The organism is Pontibacter saemangeumensis (assembly GCF_039541895.1).
GTDB classification, from domain to species: Bacteria; Bacteroidota; Bacteroidia; order Cytophagales; family Hymenobacteraceae; genus Pontibacter; species Pontibacter saemangeumensis.
The window spans coordinates 626,222-638,914 of sequence record NZ_BAABHC010000016.1; the positions used below are offsets into that span (position 1 = coordinate 626,222).

Sequence of the window (12,693 nt, forward strand, 5' to 3'; positions counted from 1 at the left end):
GATGGAAGGGCGCGTGATCGCCTCTATTTCTTAATAACAATTTTTCGGTTGAGCTTTCTCTCCTCTGATAGTAGCAGGAGATTATATAACCCCATCGCTATATCTTCTCTAAGGGAGAGAGAGAGCTGTATGATACCATCAGGACGCGCCGTGGTATGATGCTCAAGCACCTTTTTGCCCGTTATATCGACCAACATCAGTGTCACGTCCTCACCCGGGGAGAGTTTTGAAACATATAAATGTAACTGATCGCCAAAAGCCGGGTTCGGGAAAACTTCATAGGTGCCCGCAAAAGTCTGGTTGTCCGTCATGCCAAGCGGCGTGAGGCCACAGTAGGTGCCGCTTCCTCCGTTATATATGCCTGCTATCTCTGCTTGTGACACAGCTCTGTCATATACTTTGAACTCGTCCAAGTCACCACTGTAGTGATAGCCGCTCGCGCGGTTTAAATAACCAACATTAACAGCCGCTTGTCCTTCAAAACCATTGCTGTACTGGTAAGCCTCCTCCTTCAGCAAGGCACCATCCACAAAGAGTCTGTTCATGTTGCTTGCCCCATCTCTCACGGCCAGTATATGGTGCCAGGTGCCATCGTTCAGCTTTGGCCCCTGCTCGCCGCCTACCTGCACACCGGCGTGGTTTATATCCTTCAGCATGAAAACTGCCTTCCCTTCCGGTGTTAAGCCGATCCACCAATGCAGGCCTGAACCGGCGGCAGAAGCGTCTCTTCCTATGATCACCGCATTTTCAGCCGGCGTGGCATCCGTCTTGATCCAGAACCCCATGCTAAAGCTATCACCCGCGCCCCAGTTAAAGCTGTTGGCATCCCCTATATCTATACCGGTAGCAGTACTGCTAAACCTTGCTCCTCCCAGGAATTTGCCTTCAACGGGCTCTGGGCAGTTCTCACAAGTAGCATTAACGCCCGATGTAAAGTCATCAAACGTGGTGCCTTCTGTCTCATCAAACCCAAAGTAGTGGATTAAGCCGGGCAGGCAATCCGCCAGTTCGACGATGCCGCCGTCGCCGACCGCAATGCTCACGGCTCCGGAAGTGACGCTATGACCGCTGATGTCGGTGGCTTTAGCAGTTATATTGTAAACACCGGCAGGCACATTACGCCATGTAAAACTATATGGGGCTGAAGTTACGGTTCCGATAAGACTTGTACCCTGGAAATACTCTATCTTTTCCCATTGTCTGGCCGCATCTGCAAAATTCACTTTCAGCTCCACCGGCTCATTTATGTCAAAGGCTGCGTTGTTAGCGGGGCTGGCCATCGCTACGGCCGCCACTACCCCGGCACTGCAATCGGGGTAAACATCTACAAAGTCTGAAGCAGACAAGCCACCGGTATCCGTCACTTTCAGGCTCACCCTGTAAAAGTAAGTTTCTCCGTCGCAACCTATCGGCGTTAAAGTCGCACTTGCCTCTTGCTCGTTCATTACAGGATCCGGGTGGTTGTGGGTGTTGTGATGCAACGCCACCTGCCACTCATACGTGAGTTCCGCGTCACTGTCCTCTCCGTCTGTCACGTCTGCTTTCAACTGATAGGTCGTGATCGCATCCATGGGGTATTTGGTCTCTGCGGTGGGGCTCACGATCGTAACCGCAGGCGGGGTGTTGTTCACTGTGATGGTCAGCTTCTCGGTATCGGTAAGCCCTTCAGCGTCCGTTACCGTCAGCGTGACTTCGAAGGCCTTCGCACCGGTTGCCGTAAAGGTGTGCTGCACTGTCACCCCAGTGGCTTTCTCGGATCCGTCGCCAAAGTCCCACTCATACGTCAGGGCCTTCCCTTCTGCATCCGTGGATTTAGCAGCGGAAAAACTTACCCGCAGCGGGCTCTGCCCAAATAATTTGTCGGCCTCGGCAACTGCTACAGGAGGAGTGTTTCCGTCATAAAAGGCCACCTTCATTATTTTAGCAGCGTAGTTTACATAGTAGAGTTCACCTGTCGCCGGATTTGTGGCAAAGGCAGTAACACGGGCGTTTTCGTCTATGAAGTTGTTTATCTTCTTTGGTTTATTATCTCCGTCAATCGTCAGGTTTTTGATCCACCCGGCGCCATAGTCGCCGAAAAAGTAGGTGTTCCTGTACTCTTCCGGAAGGGCATCCCCAAAGTACCATATACCGCCCGTGGACGAGCTGCCATAAAAAGGGGCTCCCGTAACGGGCGAGTCTGCATCTCCCACGTTTACCACAGCGGCATCCTCTCCGTCAAAAGTACCTGTCCTGGTGATGGGGGTTGGCGCGACGCCATCCTTGGCCACGGCATTCACCCACTCCAGAATGGGTCGGGTATGCACAAAGGTTGGCACGTCCGCCGGAATAGGAACAGTCCAGTCGCAGAAATTGCCGAAATAAACTGCTTCGGTGCGCTTGGGAGGATAAATCAGGTCATTGTAGGCGATGTATGGCATATCGCAGTTCCCCTTTCCGTAAAGCGGATTCGGGGCATCCAGGTTATCTATCCTTCGGTTGGTGTAGACAGGCAGCTCTTCCAGCCCCTCATAGAATGGCCAGCCGAAATTCAGACCGGCTTTATCCGCCACATTTATTTCTTCCCAATGCAGCCAGCCCACATCTCCCACATAAATTGTACCCGGAGAGGTAGCATTGCCGCTTCCGGGTTTTACAGTAAAGCGGAAGGGGTTGCGGAGGCCCAATGACCATACCCTGGAAGAGGCTGCTCTTGGCTTCGAAGCATCATAAAAAGGATTTGATGGGAGTCCGTTACCGGTAGCCGGGTCGATGCGCAGGATTTTGCCATTGAGCGAACTGAGCTGCTGCGACCGGTAGGCGCCAATGTTCTGGGCTTCGGTGATGATACCGTCTGCCAGTGCCTGTGGTATATACGTGTCAACCGGGATCATATCCTTCGGATCGTCCTCGCGGTAACCGCCATCCACCAGGCCGGCAGACGCGCCGTCACCCGCTGAGATCAGCAGCGAGCCGTCTTCCCCAAAGGCAAGCGAGCCTACCCCATGCGATTCGTAAAGGATGGGAATACCGGTAGCGGGCGTCTCCCCGAGCAAAACCTTGCGGCTCCCCAAATCTGCAGCCAGGTCACCATTGCGGGTCACTACTTTATACCGCGTTACGCGGCCGATGGTGGCTTCTCTCTGGCTCGTCACAGCGGGGTCGTAGCTGCCCGTGCCACCGGTCATCAGGTAGTTTCTGTCCACTACATAAAGCAGGTAGATGTAACCATTGTTAGCAAAAGCCGGGTCGAGGGCAAAGCCAAGCAACCCGTGGTCTCCCCAGTCCCCCACCTCGTTGGTAAGGTCGATCAGCGGTTGCGGGGCTTTCTCGCCATTTTTCACAACCCATACCTTCCCGCCTTTCTCCCACACAAACATGTTCTGCCCGTCCTCCGAAAAGGTAAGCCCCACGGCTGCGTTCCACTCGCCTCCAACCTGTTCTTCCACAAAGCCCGGAGGAAGCTGTGCCTTCACCGTTACCTGTACAAGTAAAAGCAGGAGCAGCAGACTAAAAAACCGCTTAACGTTACTGGAAACTGAAAATGATAAGGCGTTACCGACCCTCTTTTTAGCACGGAAATGACATAAGGGTAATCGTGGTTCTGGTGAATAAAGGTGATTCATATGTAGGTAAAAGTGTTGATGGATATGCTCTTATAAGGGGAGCAGTTTAGGATGTATGTGTATAATATATAGATATGCCTATAAACACAGGTTCATACGAGGCGTTGTTTTTTATTGTTCCGTTTTGGAATACCTGCGTATCATCAGCTTAAAACGTAACGACCCAACTTATTGAAAATAAATTATTTATAAATATATATTAGCAATACATTATATATAAAGCAGTAAAGGAAGCGGCATTAAGGCATATAAACCCGCGCGTTTTGCAAAGCAAAAGGCCTAACATATAACACCCGTTTTTGTACCTTTTGCAGGGAGCAAGGCAAGCCGTGGGCGAAGGTAGTCGCATTGCCGGAACATGTGCCGGGTGGTTGCAAACACTTATAAAACAAGTCAAGCAATTGCACAAGCGGGTATATAGAAATTGGCAGGAGTAATCCATACCCTACCCTCTGTACTCCCCGTGCAGGAGCCAGGCAAGCTGCGGCAACATACCTCAACGCTTTTTATAACAAAGGATATATATGGACTTGCTGTACTTATTTAGCCGCAAAGGGTATGGGATGCCCAGAGAGCTTTATTGGTGCCGCGGGAGGGATAGTTGACAATCTTGGAGAAACAATCAGCGAACTTACTTAACTTGCAGGAATGCCGGAAGACGCCAAGCAAGCGGGTCTGACGCGGGGTATATAAAACCTCAAATTACAGTATAAAACCGCGTCGCGCCTGGCCAGAGTCCCGCAACGAAACGAATGGGACCGATCTCCGGCAGGAACAGCCCTGGGAGGAGGTTTTAAAAGATAACTAAAAGGGCAGGCAGGCGTATAATCAACTTTTCATATATTAAAGCAATTATCCTGAACCCTTCTTATCAAGTGAAACCGCAAACCACAGCTTGTGCTTATTTTAGAAGTACCATGACAGCCTGTTCATCCCCTGTTTCTAAAGTCCTTTTCAATACCTAAACAAGCGATGCAAGCAGCAAAACGTGTAGCGGTGAATACGGGTATACTCTACGCCAGAATGGCGGTAACCGTATTAATCTCTCTCTATACAACCCGATTAATACTGGAGGCATTAGGGGCGAAGGACTTCGGTATCTTTAACCTGGTGGGGGGCACCATTGCGATGCTGGGCTTCCTGAACGCCGCCATGGCCGGAGCCACCCAACGCTTTATGTCCTATGCCGAAGGCGCAGGAAACACAGACCAGTCCAAACATATCTTTAATGTGAGCCTCGTGCTGCACCTTCTGATTGCGGCTTTACTCATCGTGGTCTTAGAGATCGCCGGGTATATCTTTTTCAACGGGGTGCTAACGATCCCCGCCGACAGAGTGGAGGCAGCCAAACTGGTTTACCACTTTATGGTGGTGAGCACGATCTTCACTGTTTTCTCAGTGCCCTACGATGCGGTGATCAACGCACACGAAAACATGCTGCTGTTCGCCATTTTAGGCATCGTGGAGTCGGTGATGAAGCTGCTGATCGCTTTTTATGTGATACAAACGACGGAAGACAAGCTCGTGGTATATGGCGTTCTGATGGCGGCCCTCTCCATTTTCCTCTTGCTCCTCCGCGTCTTCTACTGCCAGAAAAAATACCCGGAGTGTAAGATCAGCATTCGGGAAAACTACGACAAAAAACTGATGAAAGAGATGACCAGTTTCGCCGGCTGGTCTTTTATGGGCTCCTCCACCAGCATGATCTCTGCATACGGACAGGGCATTGTACTGAATGTGTTTTTTGGTACCGTGGTTAACGCGGCCCAGGGAATCGCCAGCCAGGTGAGCGGCCAGTTGGGCGCCTTCGCTGCCACCATGTTGCGGGCGCTGAACCCTGTTATAGCCAAAAGCGAGGGAGGCGGGGACAGAAAGCTGATGCTGCGGGCTTCGATTATGGGAAGCAAGATCTCTTTCTTTTTATGGACGTTCTTCTGTGTTCCGGTGCTGATCGAGATGCCGTATGTTCTGAACCTGTGGCTGAAGGATGTGCCGGACTATGCCGTCGTCTTTTGCCGTTTATACCTGATCCGTATCCTGATCGACCAGTTGTATGTCACACTGAGCTCCTCGATCATGGCGGTCGGCAATATCCGCAAGTACGAGACCTATAACTCGCTGCTCACTATTTTACCCCTGCCGGTGGCATACATTTTATTCCTGAACGGATACCCGGCTTATACCATCTACGTCGTGTTCATCGTCTATTCTGTGTTCTCCTTTGCACTGAACCTCTATTTTGCAAACCGGATATGCGGGCTGGAGATAGCTGATTACCTGAACAGGGTGGCGCTCAGATGCAGCCTGTCCTTTGCCTTCATCTTTATTTTCAGCCTGGTCCCCTTCTATATCATGCCCGCCGGCACCCTGCGCCTTTTTGAGACGGTCCTTTGTAGCTCGGCTACTTTTCTGCTCAGCCTTTATCTGATTGGGTTCAACAAAGAGGAAAGAAGGCCGTTCAACCATCTTTTCCTGTTGATCCTGCAAAAGATAGGTATAGTAAAATCAGACAGTATTATAAAATAATCTAACGAATCACAATGCGATACTTTGTTACCTACGGGGATAAGGCTTATGAGAACAGCAAAAAGAGGATAGCGAAACAGGCGTCAGAAACCGGTTTTTTTGATAAGATACTTGTCTACGGCAGAGAGGATGTCTCTGATGATGTCGCCACCTCGCCCCTGTTTAACAACAAGAAAGGGGGCGGTTACTGGATCTGGAAACCCAATGTGGTCGGGAATACGCTAAAGGAAATGAAAGAGGGAGACATCCTGGTATATGCTGATTCAGGGTGCTCTGTTTTTAAAGACGAGGAGTGGAACAGATACTTTGGCCTTCTGGAAAAATACAACGGGATCGTGTTCCTGATTAACGGCACAAACGAGCAGTATTCCAGGAGCAGTATCATCGACCACTTCTCGGGTATCGGGAAGCACTGGAAGAAACGATACCAGATCGCGGCCACCTTTTTCCTCATCAAGAAAACCGCCTCGACAGTAGAATTCATCAGCAGATGGCAGGATATCATGCTCAACCGGCCGGACCTTGTGATGGATGTGCCGGAAAGCGAACGGAGCAAAGAAAGCCCACGGTTTGTGGGCAACAGGCATGATCAGAGCATTTTTACGGCACTTGCCTATCAGTACGAGCAGGAATATAATTTAAAAATCCTGTTCAACCATTTCGAGGGGGGAACAGACCGTTTTAGTGGGCAGGCGGTGATCGCTTCGCGAATCTCTGACAAAGGGCTGAGAAGTGAAAAGCGCTCCTATCTCAAGAACATATTGCTTTATCTCGTGGCCAAGCCGTACCGGTATCTGTATCAGTCTTACTGGGTGTCCAAGGGTTGATGAACACTTCAGGAATAAAATCCATATATAGAACCTATTGGCAGATCAGTCAGCAAGCTGTAGAAGGTCACAATAGAAACGGGTTGTTGTCAAGCCCTGGTCGCCCGTAAACCAGCACAACCTACCAGTGAAAAAATCAAACGGGCCACGCATGTACAGCCGCTAGCGGCTGTACATGCGTGGCCCGTTTGAATGCGCCGTAATCAGGCGAATAGATTTATATAGGCCCTATATTATATATAAATACCCGCTCCTACCTCACCACCATCAGCTTTCGGCTCAACGACTTCTTGCTTGTGATCACGGTCAGGTGATAGATCCCCGACCGCAGCTTCTCGGGAACTGGCAGGCTGAACTGCAGATTTCCGTACAAACCGACTTCCAGGTGCTGCTCCAGCAACTTTCGGCCGGCCATATCAGATAGTTGGAAGACGACTTTTTCGCCCTCATCAAGATTGGTGATGTCCACGTTCACTTCCCCCCCCGAAACCGGATTGGGGTAGACTAAAAACATGGAGCCGGAAGGCCCGAACTTCTCCACCCGCACAATGGGAGAGTAAGTAAACAACCCATCGCCCTTTACTATTCGCAGCCTGTACAGGTTCACGCCGTCCAGCGGCTGTATGTCTTTAAAGGAGTAGGAGCTTTTCACGTTCGTCGTTCCGGAGGCATCCACCTTCCCGATCTCGGTGAACACTTCGTCAGCCGAAGCCCGCTCAATTGCGAAGTAGCTGTTGTTATATTCCGAGGCAGTGGCCCACGTAAGGTCGACGGCGTTGATGACGTACTCCGCCTCAAAGCTAATCAGTTCGGTGTAGGCGTCAAACACGGCTGCGTAGCGGTTCCTGATTTCTTCCGCTGACAAAGCCCTGCCGTACAGCTTCACTTCATCCAGGTCGCCCTCAAAGCGATAGCCTGCTTCCCTGTTCATATAGCCCATGTTCACTGCGGCCAGCGACTCGAAGCCCCCTGTGTAGCGGTAAGTTTTTTCCGCCACACGCTCGCCATCCACATACAGACTGTTCAAATTTGAGGCATTGTTGCGCACGGCCACCACCTGGTGCCACTTTCCGTCGTTCAACTTGGGACCGCTATTGCCTGTGTATTTTTCTTCAAAAACCGCATCGATCAACTGAAAGCCCGCCTGTCCCTGCTTGTCCATTCCAATCCACCAGTGCACAAACGAGTTCTTGGAGTCCCTTCCTATGATCACGCTGTTGTCCGTTGCGCTCGCGGTGGATTTCATCCAAAGCTCAATGCTGAAATTATCGTCCGCTTCCCAGTTAAAGTTCATGCTCTCCTCCACGTTCACGGCGTCGTCCTTGCCGTCGAAGCGCTGGGCGCCGCCTACAATCCCAAACACGGGCATCGGCCTGGTTTCTGCTGCAGCGGTAGCATGGTAGGGCGTGTAGTAGTCTCTATATTGCTGCCCGGATGTCTCGTTCAGCATCCAGTGGTGCACGGTGCCCAGTACCTCGCCCTGGCCCTGCTTCACATCCACCTCAAAGCTCTGCTGGTCCTGCCCCACACTGTTGCCCGCCTGCACCGTCACGCTGAACTTGCCGGGGGTGCCAGGCACCCATTTGAGCACCCCGGTGGCGGCATTGATGCTTAGCCCTTCCGGGCCGGATACAATGGTGTAGGTGGGCTTTGGGTTTCCTGTCGCTTTAAGGTCATATGCGTAGGTTTGGCCGGTAACGCCAAAAGTAATGGGCTGGGATATGATGTCGGGGGCGATCTGCACCGGACCGCAATAGTTACCGGCTCCGTAATTGTACTCCTCCCGCAACTCGCTTTCCTGTAACGCCCGGTCATATAGCTTCAGCTCATCCAGCAGGCCGCTGTAGTGATGGCCTTTGTTCAGGTCTAAGTAGCCGATGTTGACGGGGGATGCGCTTTCGAAGCCAGTCTCATAAACGTACTCAAAACCGACAACGGCAAAGCCATCTACATAAAGCTTATTAAACTTGATCTTATCGTCCCTTACAAAAGCGATGTGGTGCCACTGCCCGTCGTTAATCTTTTTTACCGAATACTTGGCGTTGAAACCCTTCCTGTTCTTGTCCCAAAGCTCAAAGGCCATATAACCATCCTTGTCCACACCTACCCACCACAGGAAGTCTGAGTCTTTGGGGCTTCGGCCAATGATAACCATGTTCTCGGAGGGCTTCGCAGATGTCTGCATCCAGAACTCGATGGTGAAGCTGTCGTAAACGCCCCAGTTGAAATTCTGTACCTCATTAAAATCAACCTGATTCTTCCCGCTGAAACGCTGCGCTGCGCCAAAAAGCGACGCTGTGGCGGCAGGGCACGTAGTGCAGGTGGCCGTAGCGCCGGTAATGAAGTCGGTATAGGAGCCCCCTCCTTCCTCGTCCAGCCCGAAATAATGCTGAAGCCCGGGCAGGCACCCGCTGACGCTGCCCACCTGGGCGGAGGCCCCGGACACAGCAAAACAAAGGAAGAAAAAGAGCAGCCACAGCGATTTGCAGGTGACTGGGCGTGCTGTGTCACATCGCAGGGCCGGTTGGATGTGTCGGTAAGGAGGAGCGGGTGAATATATATATGAAGTAGTACTTTGCTTCATGGATTGCTTCTGATGCTATATAAGAATGAAAGCCAGCGGTTAACTCACACAGGGCAGCGTTGCGGCTCTCCGATGGGTTCAGGGTTAAGTGCTGGGCAGCCTCTTCTGGCCAGGGTCTTTTAAACTGTTATGATTACGCTTTTTTAAACGGGATGTTGTATTAGAAAATTCAAATTAGCTAATATGCGATGAAAGGGCATTTATTGTGATTGCCTTCGTCTTTAAAATTGCACTAACGGCGGCTGCTTTCCTGCCACATGATGCTGCAGCTCTGCAAGATACTCCTTCTTTGATGAATCCTCCTTACCAGGCAAATCCCTTGGCAGAAGATTTTGCCCGATACTGGCCATCGGGTTATGCTGAATACCATTTACCTGACCAGCAGCTTAAACCGGCGGGATCCGACCGATGAAGTGAGCTCGCCTATATAGAAACCCTGGGCAAGGCCCTGGGGTAATGGTATCGCTGCATTCAATATACCCTGTGTTCCTGCGCGCAACGTCTGGTAAAAAAGTTTCCGGCCCTTTGCATCTCGCAGGGTTAGCTCCACCGGGGCGGCCTTCATAAATCCGGAAGCACTCAGATAAACGGCTGCTGTGCCATCGGTCGGGTTCGGGTAAATTTTAGTGGTGAGGCCGATGGCACCCGGAAGACTGACGGCGATTACGTTCGAATACGAGTAGGTGCCATCGCTGTCCACCTGCTTGAGGCGATAGTACAGCTGGCCCGCCGGCGCGGCTGCGTCAGGATACGTGTAGCGCAGGAGGCTGCTGCTGTTGCCGGCCCCTGCCACCGCTCCAATAGTTACAAAAGGCTGCTCTTCCTGCATCCGCTCCACTTCGAAACGGGCATTGTCCTGCTCCGACGCCGTGCTCCACTTTAACTGCACCTGCCCCCCTTTATATACTGCCTTGAACTCCATCAACTCCACAGGAAGCACGGCATTCGTGGACATGATCGCATCGAACCACACCTGCGCCATTTTAGCGTAACCGCCTGGGGTCAGGTGCAACTGGTCAGCCATATCCCCTCCGGCCTCTGCGCTTTCATATACCAGGCCTGCCCCCTCCTGCATGTCCACCTGAACAAGAAGGTCCCCAGCCTCCACCCTGGTTTTGACCATTTCACTGACGGCATTGTTATAGGTTATGATGTCTGTGTCTACCGAAGGATCTCGTCCGTCGGAAAGGATGATTTTAGCCAGTATCACGGTGACATCCTTTTTCTCCCTGTCCTCGTAGGCATCTATCTGATCAAGGATATCTACGACTTCGCTGACATCGCCTGGATTCTTCCACGCCTCATTCGTGCCGATGTGCAGCAGGATTATATCCGGGTCGTACATGTCTAGATATCCGGCGTAGCCAGGTTCCAGACCTGGTCCATGATAATCACCAGTATTATAATACTCGAACTTGCCATTTCTGAGAAGTTCGGCAATGTCCTCGTCCCGGGCACCACCAAACCCTGCATGCTCTGTGTCATGCATGAGGCTGCCCCCGGTGCGCTCGCTTCCCACAAAGTCATATAGCCCCTTTAACTTGCTTGCATCCAGAAGCTCCTCTAACTTGTCTCGGTAAGCTACCCTGTTCTCGACTGTAATCTCAAAGCTAGCCACTCCCTCCGTGTTCGAGTCACCTAACGGCATAATCCGTATCAAATTATCCGCGCTTGCTGAGGCGGTGACCGTTTGTTTGAGGATTGACTGGAGGGTTTTGGCAGGGTGTTTTGAAAAAGGAGCCTGTCCTGTTTCCTGCCTGTCTACAGAGACAGCTTTTATGAAACGATTGGTAGCCCCTCTTTTCAAGGCGGCTGCGACGATGTTGGAAGCGCCTCTCCGGATCGCGTTTGAAACCTTAGGCCCGACGGTGCCTGTCGCTTCAGCGCGGATTAGGGCAAAAAAGAGGGTGAAAAGGAAAATCCGGCGAAGGGAAACGGGAAGGGACATGCAGAAGCTCGTAAAGCTGTTAACTAGGAAGGCTTACATTACGGCTCTCTAATATTACAGTTGCCTTTTCAGCCCCGCCGTTAAAATCGGGGAGCCGGCAACTATCCTCAAAATGCTATAGCAAATACAGCGACAAGCGCTCCGGGTTTTTCATCCCCGGATACTGCTATTCCCCGGCCCTAAAAAATTCTCCCCTTTATTTCAGGCAGGTTACCAGAGCAGGGGCTGTTCGCTTTGCCTTTTGCTTTTCCCGGATAGGAGTTTGTAGGCGAGCGTAATCTCATTGGTCGCTTTGTTGATGGCCCTGGCCTCCTGGAAAGGCGTTTCGTAGGCGTAGCCTATATAGAGTTGATCCAGGTTCAGGCCTGCCCCCAGGTTATATGCCTGGTCGTTCCTGTAGCCGCCCCCTACCCAGAACATGTTCTGGTATACCGCCTTTACCTGGCCCTCCACAGTGGACTTCAGCAGGCTGTCGTACTGGTAGATGCCGTTCAAGGTAAAGCCAAACTGCCCGGTGATGTTCGCCCGGTAGCCGGCCTGCACCACGTGCTTGCGCGTGTACATTTCGTTTAGGAAATCATCCCCCGTCGAGACAACACTCCCTGCCGTGACATCCTGCATGCCATAGCCGATATAGTAACGCGCAGCCGTCAGCGCCAGACCTATGTTCAGGTCCATCGACCCGCTGCGGTTGCTGTTGCCCAGCACCTCGGTATAGCGCGGGTCATTCTCCTGGTCCACGGTCAGGCTGCTGCCGTCCAGGCGCTGCATGCGGTAAGTCAGGGCTGTTCCCCAGCGCATACGCAGCCCCTCCGACAACCTGATGCCGGAGCCGTAGCTCAGCCCCACCTGTGACTCTTTCGAAGGCCCGAACTGGTCGTAGAGCAGCGTGAGCCCCAGCGCGTGCTTCGCCCCCACTTCCAGGTCATCCCTCCCGTTGCCGTTGAAGCGGTAGCCGTTGTTTCGCTTGCCGAGCATCTGTACATCGATTTCGCCGGTGGCCAGCAGCGTTTTGGGGGCGTCCTCGAAGCCTGTCCACTGGTTCCGGTAAAGGCTGCGCACCACTGACCCCTCATAGCCGGTGAGTGACGGGTTATAAAACTGCTTGAACTGCGTGAAACCGGCAATCTGCTTTCGGTTCTGGGCCTGCACCCCGATCATATATAAAATCAGGCTGATGGATAGTATAAATTTCTTCATTTC

The 12,693-nt window shown here is 51.9% G+C and carries 7 protein-coding genes; 3 read left to right on the forward strand and 4 right to left on the reverse strand.

Going from position 1 to position 12,693, the window contains the following annotated elements; genetic code table 11:
* Positions 1–23 precede the first annotated feature (23 nt).
* Positions 24–3,428 (reverse strand): PQQ-dependent sugar dehydrogenase, encoded by a 3,405-nt coding sequence (locus ABD920_RS16620; protein ID WP_345160612.1) that lies wholly within the window; start codon positions 3,426–3,428, stop codon positions 24–26.
* Positions 3,429–4,577: 1,149 nt separating this feature from the next.
* On the opposite strand from ABD920_RS16620, the gene ABD920_RS16625 reads away from it, so the two are divergent.
* Together ABD920_RS16625 and ABD920_RS16630 are read left to right on the forward strand one after the other, a co-directional pair.
* Positions 4,578–6,131 carry an MATE family efflux transporter gene (locus ABD920_RS16625; protein WP_345160613.1) on the forward strand — a complete coding sequence of 518 codons (1,554 nt, stop codon included), beginning with the start codon at positions 4,578–4,580 and terminating at the stop codon, positions 6,129–6,131.
* Positions 6,132–6,145: 14 nt separating this feature from the next.
* Entirely contained in the window at positions 6,146–6,958 is an 813-nt protein-coding gene (locus tag ABD920_RS16630; protein WP_345160614.1) for a hypothetical protein, read from the forward strand.
* Between the two features lie 253 nt (positions 6,959–7,211).
* Here ABD920_RS16630 and ABD920_RS16635 read toward each other — a convergent pair whose 3' ends face one another.
* On the reverse strand, positions 7,212–9,542 hold the full coding sequence (locus tag ABD920_RS16635; RefSeq protein WP_345160615.1) for a LamG-like jellyroll fold domain-containing protein: 2,331 nt from the start codon (positions 9,540–9,542) through the stop codon (positions 7,212–7,214).
* A 370-nt stretch (positions 9,543–9,912) separates the two neighbouring features.
* The gene (locus tag ABD920_RS16640) at positions 9,913–11,190 is read right to left on the reverse strand and encodes an SGNH/GDSL hydrolase family protein (protein ID WP_345160616.1); all 1,278 of its coding nucleotides are present in this window, start codon (positions 11,188–11,190) and stop codon (positions 9,913–9,915) included.
* A gap of 130 nt (positions 11,191–11,320) precedes the next feature.
* Here ABD920_RS16640 and ABD920_RS16645 point away from each other — a divergent pair, with 130 nt between their 5' ends.
* A complete protein-coding gene (locus ABD920_RS16645; protein ID WP_345160618.1) occupies positions 11,321–11,542 on the forward strand; it encodes a hypothetical protein in 222 nt (73 codons plus the stop codon).
* A 158-nt stretch (positions 11,543–11,700) separates the two neighbouring features.
* Here ABD920_RS16645 and ABD920_RS16650 read toward each other — a convergent pair whose 3' ends face one another.
* Positions 11,701–12,690 (reverse strand): PorP/SprF family type IX secretion system membrane protein, encoded by a 990-nt coding sequence (locus ABD920_RS16650; protein ID WP_345160619.1) that lies wholly within the window; start codon positions 12,688–12,690, stop codon positions 11,701–11,703.
* Between the last annotated feature and the right edge of the window lie 3 nt (positions 12,691–12,693).

Bases quoted from the DNA above. Each gene is read 5' to 3' on its own strand.
- ABD920_RS16625 (WP_345160613.1), top strand. From the start codon at position 4,578: ATGCAAGCAGCAAAACGTGTAGCGGTGAATACGGGTATACTCTACGCC.
- ABD920_RS16630 (WP_345160614.1), top strand. From the start codon at position 6,146: ATGCGATACTTTGTTACCTACGGGGATAAGGCTTATGAGAACAGCAAA.
- ABD920_RS16635 (WP_345160615.1), bottom strand. From the start codon at position 9,542: ATGAAGCAAAGTACTACTTCATATATATATTCACCCGCTCCTCCTTAC.
- ABD920_RS16640 (WP_345160616.1), bottom strand. From the start codon at position 11,190: ATGCCGTTAGGTGACTCGAACACGGAGGGAGTGGCTAGCTTTGAGATT.
- ABD920_RS16645 (WP_345160618.1), top strand. From the start codon at position 11,321: ATGAAACGATTGGTAGCCCCTCTTTTCAAGGCGGCTGCGACGATGTTG.
- ABD920_RS16650 (WP_345160619.1), bottom strand. From the start codon at position 12,690: ATGAAGAAATTTATACTATCCATCAGCCTGATTTTATATATGATCGGG.